The organism is Arenibaculum sp., assembly GCF_035998295.1.
In the GTDB taxonomy this organism is placed as follows: domain Bacteria; phylum Pseudomonadota; class Alphaproteobacteria; order Azospirillales; family Azospirillaceae; genus DASYHS01.
Genome location: NZ_DASYHS010000220.1, coordinates 1 through 18,516 on the forward strand (window position 1 = coordinate 1; position 18,516 = coordinate 18,516).

Genomic DNA, 18,516 nt, shown 5'->3' on the forward strand with positions numbered 1-18,516 from the left:
CATTTCCCGAAGCCGTCTTCGAACACGCTTCCCTGCGGGACTACGTCGTTGCCGTCGCCAAAGCCGACTACGAGATGATCGCCTCGTACAGCTATGTGAAACGTGAACCTCTGGCGGTTCCGATCACGGCTTTTGCCGGCCAGGACGACGGCGAAGCGCCGCTCGACGGCATGGATGCGTGGGCGGACGAGAGTAAAGGCCCGGTCTCCTTCCTGACGTTTCCTGGCGAGCACCTCTTCGTCTATGACCATGTCGAGACGGTCGCCCCGATCCTTGTCGGCCGCCTAAGCGCTTCCTGAAGCGATATCCATCCCACGGCCGCCGATCGGGCCCTGCATGGCCGCGGTGCGCCGCCCTCCGGTGAAGCACGGAACGACTAGGCCGTCCTGGCGAAGGCGATGCCGTGCCGCGCCCGCTCCACCGCGTCGCCCGGGAGGCAGGGCACGCCCGCCTCGCAACGCGAGCTTCCTCTAAAATTCCTTGCAAGTCGAATACAATGGTAGTTCACTTCTCCTTGCTCGCAAGCTATACGGTTTCCACGACGTCCGAACAGCGTGCGGCTCTTCCAGGAAGGAAGGAAAATCAAGTAAAAATTCCAGGAAATTCCTGGCCTCCATTCTACCTCATCGGGAATTTTCTTCATATAGGCCTCATTACCCATCGATCGACCGTGGCGTCAGTAGTTGTTCCATTGCAATCTGAATGGAATTGGCTGACTCCGGAGGAATATCGATGGACGGTAGGAAAGAGATTGTTCTCAATCTACAGTTTGTTGACGGCATGTCTCCGCCTGTCAGTCAAAGACAGATGGTCTCTATGCTTTCGTTTCAGCTCAGCACTCTGCCGAGAACGACGCAAGACACCGTTGAAGAGCACGCCCCCGTCGTTTTCCCATTGTCCGACTGCGACCGCCTGGTGGTCATCATCAGCGCGAACATGAAAATAGAAGAATTGCGGCGCGACAACGAGATCTTCACCGAACAACCGTGCAAACTCACGAGCCGCGAATACGAGATTTCCCGGATGGTGAAGGTGGGAATGACAAACAAGGAGATCGCACGAGAGCTGAACATCAGCCCGTCGACGGTAAAAAATCATATCCAGAACATACTGGGGAAGTTGAGCATCGATCGCCGAACGCGGATCCAGAACTTCGTTTGAGCGCCTTGGCTTCTGCCGGGAGGCTCATCGCCAAGCTGGGCGTCGCGTTGACGAAGGCCGTCCCCGATCCAACGGTCGATTTCGAGGCTGCTCTCCCTCGATCCTTACCGTCCGTAGCCGCGAGGGCGGATGCCACGCGAGCGGATGTCGTTTGGAAGGGCGCGCGACTGCCGGCCGGCATCTGCGGTCGGATCGCGCTCGCCCCAGGCACCGGGCGCGCCGAGACGGCCGGCATGGGCCGGTTCGCAAGCGTTGGGTTTTACTAGGGAAATGGCGGACCCGATACGATTCGAACGTACGACCTCTGCCTTCGGAGGGCAGCGCTCTATCCAGCTGAGCTACGGGTCCTGCTGTCGAGGCGCAGACCTTACTGCAAAGGGCCGCCCCGTGCAAAGCCCTCTTTTGGGCATCGTCACGCGAACACGGCGGAGCGGCCAGTGCCGAAATCGTGCCCGACCGCCAGGGCGATCGAAGACGGAGTCGCCCAGCAATAGAACGAGACGCATCGGCGTTTCGGCCGCAATCCCTTCGCTTGGAGGACCTGGCCCCGGCCGGGTGGCCGGGGCCGTCCCTCAGGCATCAACGCTTCCAGATCGGCTCGCCGAGGTTGACGTCCTCCTCGTCGGTCAGGGCGCCGCCGGCGGCACCCGCGGCACCGCCGAGCAGCGCGCCCTCGACGACGCCGCCGCCCGTGACCGCGCCGAGCGCGCCGCCGGCCGCGGCACCCAGGCCACCGCCGCTGAGCGCCCGCTCCTGGGTGGTGTTGCCGCAGGCCGCAAGCGCTCCGGTCGCGGCGAAGGCGGCCGCGATCATCAACATCCTCATGATCCCGTCTCCCTTGTGATGGGTCCGGTAGCCTCAACAGGAGGGTAAGGGGCAACGTTCCGAGCCCGTGCCCTCCGCCATCGGGCCCCTTGGCGCGGCGGCGTTTCCGTCGCATTCTCGCTGCGGCGCCCCGGCATCGGGCAGGCGGCGCCGGAGCACGGGATCGGGGACATGAAGGCGCGGGTGAAATGGGTGGAAGGCAAGACCTTCCTGGGCGAGTCCGGCAGCGGCCACGCCGTCGTGATGGACGGCGCGCCGGAGGCCGGCGGGCGCAACCTCGGGGTCCGGCCGATGGAGATGCTGCTGCTCGGCCTCGGTGGCTGCAGCGCCTTCGACGTCGTGCTGATCCTCGAGCGCAGCCGCGAACCCGTGACCGACTGCTGGGTCGAGCTCGAGGCGGAGCGGGCCGAAGCCGACCCCAAGGTGTTCACCCGCATTCACATGCATTACGTCGTGACCGGGCGCGGCCTCGCCTCCGCCAAGGTTGAGCGGGCGATCGCGCTGTCGGCTGAGAAATACTGCTCGGCCTCCCTGATGCTCGGCAAGTCGGCCGAGATCACCCACGACTTCGAGTTGCGCGACGCGGCGGCATCGACCTGACGGCCGGCACGCAACGCCTGCGGCCCCGGCGCGTTGTCCCCGGCAGGTAGAATCACAGGGGACCGCCAATGCCCGTCGATCCGAGCGCCGTCGACCGACTGCTCGCGCTGGGCCGCCGCCAGGGTTTCGTGACGACGGCACAGATCGACCGCGAGCTGCCGGTCGACGAGCTGACCGAGGTCGAGATCGCGGAGATCGTCGACCGCCTGGAGCGCGCGGGCATCCCGGTCGAACTGGACGAGGGAGTGAGCACCGAACGGCCGGGCGGCCCGGCGGACGGACCGGACGGGCCGCCCGTGATCCGGCTGCGCGAGGACGACGGCGGGCGCAAGCCGCCCCCTCCCCGGCCGGCACGCCCCGCCGATTCCGGCCCCGGCCGGCCAAGCGAGGGGGAGGGCCAGGACGCGGTCGGCACGCAATCCTCCGGCCGGGGCGCGGCCCGGACGCTGGCGGCGGTCGCGATAGTGGCCGCCGTTGCGATCGCGATCGTGGTATTCCTGCTCGCGGCGGCGTGAGCCCCTCGCCCGGCGCGCGGACCCCGGCTAGACTGACCGTTCCCGAAGCCGGACCCCCCCATGCCCAGCCAGAGCACCGCGACCGCCGCCCCGCTGTCCACGCCGCTATCCACGCCCCTGCCGAGGCCCTTGCCCACGCCGATCCCCGCCGCGCCTCCTCCCGGGACGGTGCTGCACGGCATCGGCTGCCTGCTGGGCGCGGTGCTCCTGTTCGCGGTGATGGACACGCTGATCAAGGGACTGTCCCCGGATTTCGGCACGTTCCAGATCATCTTCTTCCGCTCGCTGTTCGCGCTGGTGCCGATCGGCTTCGCCGTCATGCGGGCCGGCGGGCCGGCGGTGCTGAGGACGCGCCGGCCCGCCGGCCACGTGCTGCGCTCGCTCGTCGGGCTGGGCGCGATGATCAGCTTCTTCGCCGCCCTGCGCTACATGCCGCTGGCCGACGTCTACGCGATCAGCTTCGCCGCCCCGCTGTTCCTCACCGCGCTGTCGGTGCCGGTCCTGGGCGAGGCCGTGGGCTGGCGGCGCTGGACCGCGGTCCTGGTCGGCTTCGCGGGCGTGCTGGTGGTGATCGGGCCGACCAGCGGCGTCTTCTCCCCGGTCGCCCTGCTGGCGCTGGCCGGCGCGTTCTTCTATGCGCTCGCCATGCTCCTGGTGCGCCGGCTCAGCCGGACCGAGGGCAACGCGACGATCGTCCTCTACTTCACCCTGACCTGCGTCGCCGCCGGCGGCATCGGCATGATCCCGGACTGGGTCACCCCCGAGCGGCCCGGACAGGTCGCGATGCTGATCGGGGTCGGGATCGTCGGCGGCATGGCCCAGCTCCTGCTCACCAATGCCTTCCGGCTGGCGCCTGCGGCCGTGATCGCGCCGCTCGAATACACGGCGCTGTTCTGGGGCCTGCTGTTCGGATGGATGTTCTTCGGCGAGTTGCCGACCGAGGCCCTGCTGCTCGGCGGCCCCCTGATCGTCGCGAGCGGCCTCTACATCCTCCACCGGGAAACCCGCCGCCGGGCACAGCGGACGCCGGAGGCGACGCCAGACGCACCGGCCGCGAAAGGAGACGCCCCATGAGCACGAGAACGGTCCCGAAGGCCGAGCTGCACGTCCATCTCGAAGGCACGGCGCCGCCCGAGCTGGTGCGGCGCCTGGCCGCGCGCAACGGGCTGTCGCTGCCGGCGCATCTGTTCACCGATGCCGGCCGCTTCCACTGGACCGACTTCCTGCATTTCCTGAAGGCCTACGACGATGCGGCGCAGGCGATCCGCACGGCCGAGGACTACCGCGACGTCACCTACGACTATCTCGCGCGCTGCGCCGGCGAGGGGGCGGTCTATGTCGAGGTGATGTCCTCGCCGGACCACGCGGCGCTGGCCGGCCTCTCCTTCGCCGGGCATCTGGAGGGGATCGCCGAGGGCATCGGGCGGGCGCGCGACGAGTTCGGCATCGAGGCGCGCCTGATCGTCACCTGCGTGCGCCATTTCGGGGTGGAACGCGCGCTGGAGGTCGCGCGCGCCTGCGTGCGCCACCCGCACCCGCTGCTGACCGGCTTCGGCATGGGCGGGGACGAGAACGCTGCCCCCGCCTCGGCCTTCTCGCGGGCGTTCCGGATCGCCCACGAGGAGGCCGGCCTCGCCTGCACCGTCCATGCCGGCGAGGCGGCCGGGCCGGACAGCGTGCGCGACGCGCTGGACGGGCTGCCCGTCAGCCGCATCGGCCACGGGGTGCGCGCGATCGAGGACCCCGACCTGCTCCGGCGCATCCATGAGGAAGGCATCGTCCTGGAGGTCTGCCCGACCAGCAACCTGCGCACGCGGGTCTACGACTCGTTTGCCGAGCACCCGCTGAACCGCCTCGCCGAAGCGGGCTGCCGGGTCACGCTCAACAGCGACGACCCGCCCTATTTCGACACCACCGTCGGCCGCGAATACGCGGTCGCGGCGGAGCGGTTCGGCTGGGACGCCGCGCGGCTCCTGGAGGCGACTCGAACCGCGATCGAGGCGGGTTTCGTCGACGAGGCGACGCGCACGCGCCTGATGGAGCGGATCGGACGGGAGCCCGGCCCCGCCGTTTCCCGCTGATCGCATTGCGAAGCGTGCCGCATTCATCAGGTTGCGCCGAGTCCTCTCGCCTAAGGCGCAGGAATGGAACTATGATGAATGGCAGAGAGTTCCTTCCGGGGAGTTGCCGAGCAATGTTCAACCGATCGCCCATCGGTGAACCCGCATCGCTCCAGATGCTGGACGCGAGCTATCGCGCGATCTGGGAGAACGCGACGATCGGCATCTACCGCTCCTCTCCGGACGGGCGGCGGCTGCACGCCAACCCCGCCCTGGTGCGGCTGAACGGCTATGCCAGCGAAGCCGAGATGCTGGCGGCGGTGAGCGACATCGCCGCCGAATGGTATGTCGACCCGGACCGGCGCGCCGACTTCATGCACGAACTGGAGACCAGGGGCTTCGTCGAGGACTTCCGCTCGGAGGTGTTCCGCCACCGCACGCGCGAGCGCATCTGGGTGTCCGAGAACGCCTGGGTCGTGCGCAGCGACGAGGGGCGGACCTTGTATTTCGAAGGCACCGTCAGCGACATCACGGTCCAGGTCCGTACGCTGCACGCGCTGCAGGAGAGCGAGGAGCGCTTCCGCGACTTCGCCGACACGGCATCCGACTGGTACTGGGAAACCGGCCCCGACCACCGCTTCACCTACATGTCCGACCGTATCCGGGCGTTCGGGGTCGAGCCCGCGGCGCGCATCGGCAAGCGGCGGATCGACATGATGGCCGATCCGGCCGATCCGCGCTGGCAGAACCACCTGCAGACGCTGGAGCGGCACGAACCTTTCCGCAACTTCACCTACCACATGAAGCTCGGCGACGAGGCCCCCCACCACCTCTGCGTCAGCGGCAAGCCGATCTTCGCGCCCGACGGCACGTTCCGCGGCTATCGCGGCAGCGCGCGCGAGGTGACGGAACAGGTCGAGGCCGAGGAGAAGCTCCAGCAGGCGCTGCGCCAGGCCGACGCCGCCAACCGGGCCAAGACCGACTTCCTCGCGAACATGAGCCACGAGTTGCGCACGCCGCTGAACGCGATCATCGGCTTCGCGGAGGTGATGAAGGACGAGCTGCTGTCGCCGGACCGCTATCCCGAATACGCCCGGCACATCCACGACAGCGGCGTCCACCTGCTGGCCCTGATCAACGAGATCCTCGACATGTCGAAGATCGCGGCCGGCAAGATGACCCTGGAGCCGGAGGCGGTCGCCCCCGCCAACGCGGTCGACCGGGCGGCGGCCATGGTGGCGATGCGGGCCGAGCGCTCGAACATCCGGCTGACGACCATGGTCGAGGAGAACCTGCCGGCGCTGCGCGCCGACCCGGTCCGGCTCGGCCAAATCCTGCTGAACCTGCTCTCGAACGCGGTGAAGTTCACCTCGCCGGGCGGGACGGTGACGCTGGCCTGCCGGCGCGCCGGCGTCGACCAGCTGCTGATCGAGGTCGCCGACACCGGGATCGGGATGGCGCCGGAGGAGGTGCATCTCGCGCTCCAGCCGTTCGCACGCGTCCAGCAGAGCAACGGGCGGCGCTACGAGGGGACCGGCCTCGGCCTGTCGATCACCCGCAGCCTGGTCGAGCTGCATGGCGGCTCGCTCGAGATCCGCAGCGAACGCGAGCGGGGCACGGTCGCGCGCGTCCTGCTGCCGCTCGAGGTGGAGTGCCTCGCCGTCGGCTGAGCAGAGCCGGCTGAGCAGGGCGGCGGGCGCGGCCGGGCGCCCCCCGCTCCGTCACGCGACGCGGCATATCCTGGCCCCGAACGCCTCCATGCGCCCGACCACGTAGGCGGGGTCGAGCAGGGTCTCCGGCAGATGGAGCCCCGGCCCCGCGGGTCCGCCTCCCGCAAGCCCGACCAGCCGTTCGATCGCCAGCGCCCCCCCCCTGGCCGCTCATCCGCGCATGGACCTCGTCATCGGCGATCTCGTAGCGGAAACGGCCGGTAGTCCCGTCGTTCCTCTCGCCGACGATCTCGATCACGACCTCGTGCCGCGGGCGGTCATCACCGGCACCGTCTGGCGAGAGTGGCGCCCCCTCCCAGATGCTAACCTAGCAGCAGAACCGCGGAGCGCGCCGATCCGCAGCATTGGAGTGCTACCGCCGGCCCTATCTCGAACGGATATCCCTATTGACCTCAAGTCCGGTCGAGGCTCGAGGCTGGGGACATTCCACGGGCCCGGCGTCTTCCCGTCCAGCCCGCCCACCCAGGTCGAGAAAGGGCCGGAGCCGCATGTCGTCAGATCCCGTCGCACAGGGCCGGAGCGTCGCCGCATCGGCGTTCGGCCTCCTGGCCCTGTGCGGGTTCCTCTTCGCGGGCCGGATCATGATATCCAAGGCCGCCCTGTCCGCCGGCGCCCAGCCGTTCCAGCTCGGCGTCCTCGGCCATCTGGGGGCGGGGCTGTGCCTGCTGCCGTGGCTTCTCGCGTCCGGGCGGACGATCCCGGCCGGGCGGCGGCACCTGATCCTCTATGGGGTGCTGGGACTGGTGAGCGTCGCGTTCCCGACGGTCCTGTCCTACCTGGTGGTCCAGCGGGTCGGACCGGCCTACACCGCGACGGTCTATTCGCTGTCGCCGCTGCTGACCATGGCCTTCGCGGCAGGGCTCGGCATCGAGCGGCTGTCCTTGCGCCGGCTCGCCGGCATCGGGATCGGCTTTCTCGGAATGGCGACGCTGGTGCGCCAGCAGTTCTTGCAGATCGACACGGGCCAGCCCCTGTGGGTGGTCTTCGGGCTGGCGATCCCCGCCAGTGCCGCGGCCGGCAACATCATCCGGTCGGCGTACTGGCCGAAAGGGGCCTCGGCGCTCGCCTTCTCCTGCGGCACGCTGTTCGCCTCCACTCTGGCGATCGCGGCGATGGCCCCCGTATTCGAGGCGCCGCTGGGGTGGCGCTTCTCCGATCCCGGGATCGGTTTCTGGACGGCCTGCCTGATCGGCGTCTCCGCCCTGTCCCTGGTCCTGAACTTCCGCCTGCAGCAGGTCGGCGGTCCGGTCGTGTTCAGCCAGATCGGCTACTGGGGAACGGGGTTCGGCGTCCTGCTGGCGGCCGTCCTGTTCGGCGACGTGCTGACATGGCTATCCCTGGCCGGCCTGTGCTGCATCGTCGCTGGCGGCGTCCTGGCCAGCCACCGCTGATACGGCGGCACCGACACCACGGGCCCGCTCGGCGCCCGGTCACGCGGGAGCGGGTACGGGGTCCCGGTGCGTCCGGGTCATGTAGAACAGGAGCAGCAGGGCCGGCAGGGCGGTCGCCGACGTGAAGAGATAGTAGCCGAACCAGCCGAACGCCTCGACGAACCAGCCGCTCGAGGCGGCCAGCGTATCGCGGGCCAGTGCCGCGAAGCTGGTCAGCAGCGCGTACTGCGTCGCCGTGTAGCCGCGATTGCACAGCGACGACAGATAGGCGACGAAGGCCGCGGTCCCCATGCCGCCCGACACGTTCTCGACCGTGATGACCACGCTCAGCGCGCCGATGTCGTAGCCGACCTGGGACAGCCACGCGAAGCAGAGATTGGAGGCCATCTGCAGGAAGCCGCAGACCAGCAGGCTCCTCACGATGCCGAGCCGGCCGACCATCAGGCCGCCGACGAGGCCGCCGCCGATGGTCGCGATCAGCCCCATCGCCTTGGTGACGTTGGCGATCTCGATCTTGGAGAACCCCATCTCGAGATAGAAAGGGGTCGCGAGCGCCCCCGCCATCACGTCGCCGAGCTTGTAGAGCGCGACGAACAGCAGGATCGACAGCCAGGCCGGCCGCCGGGCGAACTGGGAGAACGGCTCGACCACGGCCCCGCGGAACCAGAGCGCCAGCCGCTCCAGGCGGGACCGCGCCGGCCCGCCCAGCCCGGGCGCCGCGGCGGGCGGCGGCGGTGCCGGTTCGGGCGCCAGCAGGACGGTCGTCATGCCGACCACCATAAGGGCGGCCATCGACAGATAGGCGATATGCCAGTCGAAGAAGGTGGCGACGTAGAGCGCGCCCGCCCCGGCGGCCAGCATGCCGAGCCGGTAGCCGAGCACGATCGTGGCGGCCCCGGCCCCCTGCTGGTTCTCGTCCAGGATCTCGACGCGGTAGGCGTCCAGCACGATGTCCTGGCTGGCGCTGCAGAAGGCGACGGCCACGGCCAGTGCGGCGAGCTGCAGCGTCTGGGTCTGCGGATCGGTGACGGCCATGGCCGCGAGCGACGCCACGAGGCCGAGCTGCGTCAGCAGCGCCCAGCCGCGCCTCTGGCCGAAAAGCCGGGTCAGCGCGCCCAGCGGCATGCGGTCGACCAGCGGCGACCACAGGAACTTGAACGAATACGGCAGGCCGACCAGCAGGAACAGGCCGATCGACGTCTTGTCGATGCCGCTCTCGCTGAGCCAGGCCGTCAGCGTTGAAAAGGTCAGGGCGAGCGGCAGGCCGCTCGAAAAGCCCAGGAACAGGATGGCGAGGATGCGCCCATCCAGGTACGGCCGGAACAAGGAAAGCGGGTCTCGGGACATGTGCCGATCGGGGTCTGGTGCCGGAGTTCGGGGTGCGCGAGTGCGACAGCGGTCGGACTCGGGATCATTGGCCGTCTGGGGGCGCATCGCTCCTCGGCTGGCACCGGGCCTTGCCGCCGGGTGCTGAATGCAGACCCCATAGTTGTAGACCGTGGCGACGAACCGGGGAAGGGCTTCGGCCTCTCCCGACCGCCCGACGGCCCGCGCAGGCTCCTGCGGCTGCAAAAATGCTACAGGGGCCGCGAGGGCGGGCCTGCGCGGTATCGATAGGCTGCGCGCCGGGGCTGCCCACCCTGGAGGCCGGCCAACCGGCGGTCGTCCCGAACGGGTGCCGGCAGATCATTCGGCTAACATCTGCCTGATCGGGGCCGCCGGGCGGCGGCATGCCCTAGGCTGGCCGTTGAAAGAAATGGAACGGAGGAACGCGGCAGCGGAGGTATGCCATGCTGAGAGGTGCTTATCTGATCCTGGCGGGGACCGTCATCGCACTGCCCCTGACGCCCGAGGGCCTCGCCGACGGTCCGTGGTGGCCTGCGCCGGCGGTCACGGGTACGTCGTCCGGCGAGCGCTACCATGCCGTCGAGCCCCGTCTCGCCGACATCATCGAGCGCCGGGAGAAGGCCTGGAAGGCGGCGGCCGCCCAGGACTACGACCGGCTCCAACACCGCAGCGCGCGCCTGAACCGCCTGCTCGACAGCGCGATCGGCGTGCTCGTCGAGGGTGAAGCGACCCGCGCGCGCCGGCAGATCCGCGACCTGGAGGATGATCTGCGGACGCAGACCGGCGAGCTGGCGCGCCTGCGGACCGCGCTGGTGAACGCACCGGCTTCCGGCTGCGCAGATTCAGGCGGTTCGCTGGTCCAGGACGTGAAATGCGCCCTGATGCCCGATGCCCGGACCTCCCTGCAGGCGGATATCCGCGCCGTCGAGCGCCGGGTCGCCGAGCTGCGGGCCGAGCGCACGCGCCTCCTCTCGGACCTCACCGGCTCGCTGCAGGCGCTCGGCATCGCGCTGCCGGCCTCGGATCTCGAAGCCCTTCTGGTCCTGGTCAGCGCCGATCGCCTGATCGACACCTATGCCGCCTATCGAAGCCTGGCCCAGGTCAACGCCGCCTTGATCCGAGCTGCCGAGGCCGCCGACGGCGACATCGAGGTCCTCAAGCGCTACTACGGTTTCCATGTCGTCCTGGTGGAGATCTGCCTGCACCTGCACGAGGCCTTCCTGGAGGAAATCGAAGGCAAATGGCTCCCGCGCCTAGCGGTGCTGCGGAGCGAAGCCGAGGCGGCCGGCCAGCAGGCACGACGGTTGCTCGCCCGGGAGGATGCGCCCGAGCTGCGGGCCCGCCTGAGCGCCAACGTCGATGCGAACGGCCTGTCGATCCAGGCCGCCGACCTTTACGCCGAGCATCTGCGCGACCAGGCGCGCACCGCCACCGAGCGTTGGGCCGGCTTGTACCGCCGGCACCAGGTCGCCCTGAACACCTATCGGACCGTCGCCCTCCAAGGCGACGTGCTGTCGGTCATGCGGCAGTCGAACCGCGGCTTCGCCGAGTTGGTACGCCTCGAGTTGCCGCCGTTGCGCGACTTCGAATCCACGGCGCTGCGCGATGCCGTCGCCGAACTCAGCGAGCGGCTGCGCCTTTCCAAACTTTGAGCCACGGCGCCCATCATGCCGTAGGGAGGGCGTCCGTCAGGGAGGCGTCCGAAGAATATCGCGCTCGCCGGAGATGCGCCCCTGGTACAGCGACCAGGAGACGCCGACGGCGAGCACCAAGGTGGCCCAGAACAGCAGCATGTACGTCGTGATCTCGACATCGGCCAGTTCGAACAGGTCGAGCCCGGCTCCCAGGGCCAGCATCATCACGATGCACGTCAACGCCGCCGTGACGCCGAAATAGCCGAGCGAAAGGAATGCCATGCGCATGATCGCGAGCGCCGCGATCAGCAGCAGAACGCCGGTGAAGGCCAGCAGCGGCGACACCTCGCCGGCATCGCGGACCCAGTGGAAATAGGAGTTGCCGCTGGGGTTGTAGCTGGCGAACACCACCGTGGCGCACAGCAGCCACCGCTTGAACAGCATGGCCAGCGGCTTGATCGGGTAGGTCTTGCCGAGTCGGGGCATCGGGGACGGCTCATTGGCGAAAGGCCGGAGCGGCTTGCGTTCACCGTGAACGGAAAACCGCCTCAACCCGCTGATTGTGGATCGGACCGCGTCACAGCGGCGAGGTCAGCGTGATGTCGGTCGAGTCGACCTGTCCGCTCAACCGGTTGCGCAGATGCGACCATGAGATACCAGCGCCGTAGACGCCGCCCAGGATCAGCAGCAAGGTCAGCACGAAGACGCGCGGGCTCTCGATGTCGAGCCAGCGCTGGTCTACCAGCACCCAGGCCATCGAACCGAACAGCGCCGTCAGGAGCCCGATTCCAACCGGCCCGAGCGAGCGGACCGACGCCAGCACGAAGACGACATGCAACGTGACGAGCGTCAGACCGGCCAGCGCCTTCAACGACGCGGACCCGTCGGTCTCCACGATCCAGTGGTAATAGGACATCGCGTAGGGGTTGTAGCTGCCGAGCACGATCAGCAGCCCCGCCACCAGCCGCATCGAAAGATCCAAGAAGCCGAACTCGCGCGGCATGTCCACTCCCCGAACAGCATCGACGGCGAACCCGCCGCTTTTCTTGCGTCCGTTGCCCCGTGCTCTTCGGCGCAGCATATCGCGGTTGCGGGAAAGAGGCTACCCCTCTAGTATATCTCAAACGGGTTAACGCCGAATTCGGCGAGCCACGATATCGAGAACAAGTACCGACGCTTCGAGTTGGCTAACAGAAGCGGAAATACTTACATCGGCACGATCAGGGATGAACCATGAGCTCGGCCACGAAGATCATGATCACAGCCCTGCTCTCACTTGGGTTCGTTCTGGGCCTGATCACGCTGCTCAACTACTTCAAGTTTGAGTCGTCCCTTGCTGCACTGACGGATCGGCGACTTGCCGTGATCGCCGATAATACTCAGGACTCGATCGAAGCCGCCGTAAACCTCGGACTGAACCTGCAGAACCTAGAGAGCGCGCCGGCCGTCCTGCAGCGCGCCCGCGCGCAGGACGGCCGGATCGAAGCGCTGCATGTTTTCGGCGCCGACGGCCGCATCCTCTATTCGACCGGCACCGGGGCCGTCGGCGACGCGATCGATCCCGCCTGGCTGAGCGCCGCGCGCCAGACGGGCGCGCGGAGTTGGCGGGTGTCGACGGACACGGCCCTGGTGACCGGCCGGCGGCTCGATTCCAGCTTCGCGCAAGGGATTGGCGGGCTGGCCCTGGTCTACCCGGTCGCCGACGGCGCGATGCGGGTCGCGGCGATGCGCGACGATCTGATCGGGGCGGCCCTGCTGATCCTGCTCGCGTTCACGCTGCTCGGCGCGGTCGGCACCACCCTGGCCTTGCGCCATGTCGGCCGGCTGTTCTCCGGCCTGACGCACGCCGTCGAGGACACCGGGAGCGGCGCGTCCGGCAGCCGCATCCCACCGTCCCTGCAGGCGGTCGCCGCAAGCCTGCAGACCAACCTGGCCCAGGCCCGGGACCAGCTCGACGACATGGAAGCCATTCTCGCCGCCGCCGGGGGACCCGACCGGCGACCGGCGACAGGCGACGCCGGTGCCCACGGGCCGGTGGTGCGTGGCGTCGGAGCCGGCGAATGACCGGCCGGACGACCGATTTCGCGCATCCGCCGGCACCCGAGGCCGGGCATACCGATACCGCGACCTCGCTCATGGTGCGCCTGCGGATCCGCGTCCTGATCGTGACCCTGGCGCTGATCGTCGGCGCGGCCGCGGCGCTGTCCGTCGTGGCCCACCGCCTGTTCGAGCAGCAGCTCGCCCCCGAGGTAACGCGCCAAGCGGCGACGGTCGCCGAGTTCCTGGCCGCCGACGTCGAGCGGGCGCTGGGCTACGGCATCGCGATCGAGGATCTGGTCGGCGTCACCGAGCATTTCGAACGGGCCAGCGCGCCCCATCCCGAAATGGAGTATGTCGCGCTCCACGATACCGGCGGAAAGTTGCTGCAGGCGATCGGCCCGAAGACCCGCGACAGCGCGGACCCGGCCGTCGAAAGGATGGTGAAGCGGCAGATGGCGGCCGGCGGGACGGGCTTCGGGGAAGTCACCCATACGCACGAGTACTACATCGTCATGGCACCGGTCCGGCACGATGGCCGGGTGGCGGGCATCATCTCGATCGGTGTCGACGCCTCCTTCGTCCAGACGCAACTGGCGGACCTCGCCTACGACATCGTCATCATCCTGATGGTGGCCCTCTTCATCGCCTTCGAGATCCTGGTCGCGGTGACGGCCGGCGTCTTCACCCCGTTGCGGGAGCTGTACGAGCTGACGCTGCAAGCGGCGGCCGGCAATCTCGGCCGCCGCGTACCCGCCTGGGCCACCGGCGAGGCGGGTGCCGCCGTCGCGCGCGTCAACGCCGTCCTCGGCTCGGTGCAGGACCGGTACCGGCGCATCGCCGCGGCAACCGACGGGACGGCGACGGCGCTGCAAGAACGGCTCCAGGAGATCGGGCGGCGCTTCGGACTGGACCGCCGGGAAGCCGGCGCGGCCGGCCGGCCGCTCTCGGCCGTCGACGCCCGCCTGCCGCTGTTCGTATTCGTGTTCGCCGAGGAGCTGCAGAAGTCCTTTCTGCCGCTGTACGTCAAGCAGCTCTACCGGCCGGTCGACTGGCTGTCGCCGGAACTGCTGATCGGCCTGCCGATCTCGGTCTACATGCTGGCACTGGCGCTGACGACGCCGTTCGCGGGGACCTGGGTCGACCGGCACGGCGCCCGGCGCATCTTCACGCTCGGCCTGATACCGGCGGTCGCCGGCTTCATCGGCTCGGCCTTCGCCGGCGACCTGTTCCAGCTGCTGGCGGCCCGCACGCTTACCGCGATCGGCTATGCGATGATCACGATCGCCGCGCAGGGCTACATCGCGCGCACGGCGGAACGGGCCGGCCGGGCGCAGGGCATGTCGGTGTTCGTCGGCGTCCTGATGGCGGGCAGCATCTGCGGCACCGCCATCGGCGGCATCGTGGCCGCCCGTCTCGGCTACGAGGTCGTCTTCCTGTTCGCCGCCGGGCTCGCGGCATTCGCCGGGGTGCTGGCCCTGCGCATGCTGTCGCCGGACCGGTCGCCGGCCGGCGGCGCCGATGCACCGGCGCGCCCGACGTTCCGCGACTTCGCCACCCTGCTCGGCAACCGACGGTTTCTCGCGCTGCTCCTGCTGTCGGCCATCCCGGCCAAGATCGTCCTGACCGGCTTCCTGTTCTACGCGGTGCCGCTCTACCTGACCGATCTCAGCGCCAGCGAGGCCGAGATCGGTCGCGTGATGATGCTGTATTCCCTCATGATCATCTTCGTCGGCCCCTGGGCCAGCCGCTTCGCCGACCGCAGCGGACGCGGCCGGATGCTGGTGTTCGCGGGAACGCTGGCCTCCGGCCTGGCGATGGTTCTGCTCGGCTGGTTCACCGACTTCGAGGGCGTGATCGTCGCGGTGGCGGTGCTGTCTCTCGGGCACGCGATATCGATATCGCCGCAGATCGCCCTGATCCCCGAGATCTGCCGGGCCGAGATCGAGCGGTTCGGCCAGACCACCGTACTGGGTCTGTTGCGCATGCTCGAGCGCGGCGGCAGCGTCCTCGGCCCGCTGCTGGTCGCCTACATGATCGCCAGCTTCGGCTACGCCGAGGGCCTCGCCTATACCGGCGGCGGCGTCGCCCTGCTGTCCCTGCTGCTGCCGTTGCTGATCGGGCGGCGGTCCCGTCCGTTCGGAGACGCTCCATGATCCGCCGCGCCGCCAAGACCGTCGGTTTCGCCCTGCTGATGCTGGCCGGAAGCCTCGGCCATGGAGTCGTTTCCGCCCAGCCCGCGCCGCCGCAAGAGCCCTACAAGGTCATGATGGTGCTGTGGCGGGGTTGCGAGGACGCATGCCGCGGCTTCCAGGACTATCTCGCCGGCCAGCGGATCCCCGTGGACTTCCTGGTCCGCGACGTCAACCAGGACCCGATGCGGTTTCCGAACCTGGTCGCCGAGGCTCGAGCCCTCGACGTCGACCTGGTCATGACCTGGGGCACGACCGCCACGCTCGGCATGGTCGGTCAGTACGACCATGTCGATCCGGACCTGCATCTGACCGACATTCCCGTCGTGTTCATGATCGTGACCGACCCCGTCGGCGCCCGCGTCGTGCCCGACCTGGAACGTTCGGGGCGCAATGTTTCGGGAACCCTCGTCGTGGTGCCCGAGGACGTGCAGATGCGGGCGATCCAGACCTATCGTCCGTTCAAGCGGCTCGGCATCATCTACAACACCGACGAGATCAATGCCGTCGTCAGCGTCGAGCGCGTGCGCAAGACCGCGGCGGAAACGGGACTGACGGTGGTGACGCGCGAGGTTCCCCTCGATGCGAACGGCCAGCCCGACCCGGACAGCCTGCCCGGCCTCGTCGAGGACCTCGCCGACGAGGTCGACCTGTTCTACATCGGGTCGAGCTCGTTCATTCTGGTCCACCGCGACGTCTTCACCCGTGCCGCGCTCGCCAGCGGCGTTCCGGTGGCAGCGGCCGGCGAGGTGCCGGTCGTCGAATCCGACGCCCTCATGGGCCTGGTCAGCCGGTACTACAATGTCGGCCGGCTGACAGCTGCGAAGGCCGAGCAGATCCTGGTCGAGGGCAAGGCCCCCGAGGACATGCCGATCGAGGCGCTGAGCCGGTTCTCCTTCATCGTCAACATGGAAGTAGCCCACGAGCTGAAGCTCTACCCGCCGCTCGGCCTGCTGCGCTTCGCGGAAGTGATAAAGGTCAAGCAGGGAGGCGCCCCATGAGGATTCTGATCTGCAGCAAGCGGGACCTCACCTCCGTGGTGATCCTCAACGACCTGCTTCGGCAACTGGGCGACCTGCCCGACTGCCGGTTCGGCCTGCTGCTGGCCGAACGGACCCGGCAGACGGAAACCGTCATTCCCGAACTGACACAGATCAAGTTCTACGAGCGCGACCTGCCCTTCGGCATCATCTTCCCGCTGCTGGACGCCACCGCCCCCGAGCGCCCCGAACTCCTGACGCTCAAGGCCCTGATCGGGCACCATCGCATGCCGACGGCGGTGGTCCGCGGCATGCGCGACGCGGGGACGCGGAAGATGATCGGGGCGTTCCGGCCCGACCTCATCCTGTCCGTGCGCTTCAGCTTCATCTTCCGGCCCGACCTGATCGCGCTGCCGCGCTGCGGCGTCCTCAACATCCATCCCGGCCGGTTGCCCGCCTATGCGGGGCTGTACCCGCACTTCCACTCCATGATGGCGGGGGAGCCGACCCTCGGCTGCACCGTGCATCGCATCGTCGATGCGGGCATCGACACCGGGCCGGTCGTCGCGGAAGCAAGCGTGCCGATCGATCCGCGGCGCTCGGCCTTCGACCACAACCTCGACAGCCACCTGCTGGGCAACCGGCTGGCCACCGGGGTCGTCGCCGGGCTGCTCGAAGGCCGGCGGCACGACGGCGTCCCCCAGGACCTGTCGCACCGCCGCTACAACACCTACCCGACGCAGGGCGAGCTGGCCGAGTTCCACGCACGCGGCTTCTCGCTCTTCGATGTCGATGCGTATCTGAGCCTGCTTCGGCGCTTCGGTCTCCCGGACGCGGAGGGCGACCGGTTCCAGCCGGATCTTGCGGCCCTCGGCCGTGACACGCCCGAGTTCGCGACCAGCCACATCAAGGATAACCCATGTTCGACTTCGGCATTCTGACCCTGCCCGCGCTTGCCGCGTCGCTCGTGTTCTTTCTGGCTCTGTTCACCGGCGAGGACATAGCGATCGACAAGGTTTCCGTGTCGCCCCAGATCGAGTGGAGCGGCTATACGGAGACCGTCGCCACGCGTCACCTGACCGACGAGTTGCGCGAGTTGAGCGTCAACGCGTCGTCGGAGCTGACCGGGATCGAAGTCGACGGCAGCGGCCTCGAGAAATCGGTCAGCGCCTTCGAGGAGTATTTCGAGCTGGGTCTCCTGGTGAACGGGACGCGAAACCTGCTGGGGATGATCCCGTACTACATCAACGGCGAGATCACCGAGAAGCACGGCGAAGCCACCTTCACGGCCCGCATCTACACCAAGGACGAGAAGCGCCCCGTCCACACCGTGTCGGTCAAGGGGGACGCCAAGAACATCGAGCCCATGCTGCACGAGGGCGCGCTCGGCATTCTCGAGAAGATCAACCCCTACATCGTCGCGCTCTACTACCGGCGCCAGGAGCTGAAGGACGGCCAGTTCGAATTTCCCAGGACGCGCGAGCTGATCCAGAAGTTCCTGCAGACCCGGCCGGTCAAGGAGCACTACCTGGCCTACGGCCTGATCGGCCGGATGCACATGCTGAAGGCCGAGAACGACCCGGCCCTGACGCCGGAGCAGCGGGCGGCGGAATACGCCCAGGCATCGGACCACCTCCATGCCGCCTTGCGCCAGGAGCCGAATTTCCTGTTCCCGATCATCAACCTGGCCCTGATGTTCACCACCGAGCGGAAATACGATCTGGCGGACCAGCATTTCGCCGAGGCCGTGAACGTCAATCCCGACTATCTCCTCACGCGCAAGGCCTGGGCGGACTCCCTGGCGGACCAGGGGCGCTACGAGGACGCGATGCACCAGTACGTCGCGGCCGTCCAGATCGATCCCGAGGATCCCGCGTTGCGCGACCGCCTGGCCTCGGTCTACGCGAAGCTCGGCCATACCGACGCCGCCCGCGCACAGTGGGAAAGGGCCCGCGATCTCGACCCCGTTAACCCAACCTACATCAACAGCCTCGATGCTCTGAACACGAACGCGCTCTAAGTCGGGCCGCGATCGGGCATGGAC

18 protein-coding genes and 1 tRNA gene are annotated in these 18,516 nt (G+C 68.5%); 14 read left to right on the forward strand and 5 right to left on the reverse strand.

All coding sequences use genetic code 11. The features are described 5' to 3' along the window. Window positions 1-299, forward strand: a 299-nt coding sequence (locus VGO20_RS21165) for a thioesterase II family protein (RefSeq protein WP_327504369.1), incomplete at its 5' end; no start/stop codon positions are given. Window positions 300-732: 433 nt separating this feature from the next. Beyond that, on the forward strand, window positions 733-1,161 hold the full coding sequence (locus tag VGO20_RS21170; protein WP_327504370.1) for a helix-turn-helix transcriptional regulator: 429 nt from the start codon (window positions 733-735) through the stop codon (window positions 1,159-1,161). Between the two features lie 271 nt (window positions 1,162-1,432). On the opposite strand, the gene VGO20_RS21175 is transcribed toward VGO20_RS21170, so the two are convergent. Both VGO20_RS21175 and VGO20_RS21180 read right to left on the reverse strand, forming a co-directional pair. Then, window positions 1,433-1,509, reverse strand: a tRNA-Arg gene (locus VGO20_RS21175). A 231-nt stretch (window positions 1,510-1,740) separates the two neighbouring features. Further along, entirely contained in the window at window positions 1,741-1,986 is a 246-nt protein-coding gene (locus VGO20_RS21180) for a hypothetical protein (protein WP_327504371.1), read from the reverse strand. A 171-nt stretch (window positions 1,987-2,157) separates the two neighbouring features. Here VGO20_RS21180 and VGO20_RS21185 point away from each other — a divergent pair, with 171 nt between their 5' ends. From VGO20_RS21185 to VGO20_RS21210, 6 genes are all read left to right on the forward strand, one after another. Further along, the gene (locus VGO20_RS21185; RefSeq protein WP_327504372.1) at window positions 2,158-2,586 is read left to right on the forward strand and encodes an OsmC family protein; all 429 of its coding nucleotides are present in this window, start codon (window positions 2,158-2,160) and stop codon (window positions 2,584-2,586) included. A gap of 68 nt (window positions 2,587-2,654) precedes the next feature. Beyond that, window positions 2,655-3,101 (forward strand): RNA polymerase sigma factor region1.1 domain-containing protein, encoded by a 447-nt coding sequence (locus tag VGO20_RS21190; RefSeq protein WP_327504373.1) that lies wholly within the window; start codon window positions 2,655-2,657, stop codon window positions 3,099-3,101. A 60-nt stretch (window positions 3,102-3,161) separates the two neighbouring features. Then, on the forward strand, window positions 3,162-4,175 hold the full coding sequence (locus VGO20_RS21195) for a DMT family transporter (RefSeq protein ID WP_327504374.1): 1,014 nt from the start codon (window positions 3,162-3,164) through the stop codon (window positions 4,173-4,175). Further along, complete coding sequence (locus tag VGO20_RS21200) at window positions 4,172-5,182, forward strand: adenosine deaminase (protein WP_327504375.1); 1,011 nt, start codon at window positions 4,172-4,174, stop codon at window positions 5,180-5,182. The genes VGO20_RS21195 and VGO20_RS21200 overlap by 4 nt, the downstream gene beginning before the upstream one ends. Before the next feature lie 113 nt (window positions 5,183-5,295). Next, on the forward strand, window positions 5,296-6,831 hold the full coding sequence (locus VGO20_RS21205) for a sensor histidine kinase (protein ID WP_327504376.1): 1,536 nt from the start codon (window positions 5,296-5,298) through the stop codon (window positions 6,829-6,831). 548 nt (window positions 6,832-7,379) lie between these two features. Next, entirely contained in the window at window positions 7,380-8,282 is a 903-nt protein-coding gene (locus tag VGO20_RS21210) for a DMT family transporter (RefSeq protein WP_327504377.1), read from the forward strand. 39 nt (window positions 8,283-8,321) lie between these two features. Here VGO20_RS21210 and VGO20_RS21215 read toward each other — a convergent pair whose 3' ends face one another. Next, window positions 8,322-9,608 carry an AmpG family muropeptide MFS transporter gene (locus VGO20_RS21215; protein ID WP_327504378.1) on the reverse strand — a complete coding sequence of 429 codons (1,287 nt, stop codon included), beginning with the start codon at window positions 9,606-9,608 and terminating at the stop codon, window positions 8,322-8,324. Between the two features lie 464 nt (window positions 9,609-10,072). Here VGO20_RS21215 and VGO20_RS21220 point away from each other — a divergent pair, with 464 nt between their 5' ends. Next, the gene (locus tag VGO20_RS21220) at window positions 10,073-11,281 is read left to right on the forward strand and encodes a hypothetical protein (RefSeq protein ID WP_327504379.1); all 1,209 of its coding nucleotides are present in this window, start codon (window positions 10,073-10,075) and stop codon (window positions 11,279-11,281) included. Between the two features lie 36 nt (window positions 11,282-11,317). Here the strand turns inward: VGO20_RS21220 and VGO20_RS21225 are convergent, their stop codons facing one another. Both VGO20_RS21225 and VGO20_RS21230 read right to left on the reverse strand, forming a co-directional pair. Next, entirely contained in the window at window positions 11,318-11,749 is a 432-nt protein-coding gene (locus VGO20_RS21225; protein WP_327504380.1) for a DUF6524 family protein, read from the reverse strand. 91 nt (window positions 11,750-11,840) lie between these two features. Further along, a complete protein-coding gene (locus VGO20_RS21230; RefSeq protein ID WP_327504381.1) occupies window positions 11,841-12,266 on the reverse strand; it encodes a DUF6524 family protein in 426 nt (141 codons plus the stop codon). A 230-nt stretch (window positions 12,267-12,496) separates the two neighbouring features. On the opposite strand from VGO20_RS21230, the gene VGO20_RS21235 reads away from it, so the two are divergent. Genes VGO20_RS21235 through VGO20_RS21255 form a run of 5 tightly spaced genes read left to right on the forward strand, consistent with a single transcriptional unit; the run spans window position 12,497 to window position 18,492 of the window. Beyond that, window positions 12,497-13,327, forward strand: coding sequence for a hypothetical protein (locus VGO20_RS21235; protein WP_327504382.1), 831 nt, complete (start codon window positions 12,497-12,499; stop codon window positions 13,325-13,327). Further along, window positions 13,324-15,456, forward strand: coding sequence for an MFS transporter (locus VGO20_RS21240; protein ID WP_327504383.1), 2,133 nt, complete (start codon window positions 13,324-13,326; stop codon window positions 15,454-15,456). Before VGO20_RS21235 ends, VGO20_RS21240 begins: the two co-directional genes overlap by 4 nt. Then, window positions 15,453-16,493 (forward strand): ABC transporter substrate-binding protein, encoded by a 1,041-nt coding sequence (locus VGO20_RS21245; RefSeq protein ID WP_327504384.1) that lies wholly within the window; start codon window positions 15,453-15,455, stop codon window positions 16,491-16,493. Before VGO20_RS21240 ends, VGO20_RS21245 begins: the two co-directional genes overlap by 4 nt. Further along, on the forward strand, window positions 16,490-17,413 hold the full coding sequence (locus VGO20_RS21250; RefSeq protein ID WP_327504385.1) for a formyltransferase family protein: 924 nt from the start codon (window positions 16,490-16,492) through the stop codon (window positions 17,411-17,413). Before VGO20_RS21245 ends, VGO20_RS21250 begins: the two co-directional genes overlap by 4 nt. Beyond that, window positions 17,392-18,492: a tetratricopeptide repeat protein gene (locus tag VGO20_RS21255; protein ID WP_327504386.1), complete on the forward strand. Its 1,101-nt coding sequence runs from the start codon at window positions 17,392-17,394 to the stop codon at window positions 18,490-18,492. Before VGO20_RS21250 ends, VGO20_RS21255 begins: the two co-directional genes overlap by 22 nt. The last annotated feature ends 24 nt before the right edge of the window (window positions 18,493-18,516 follow it).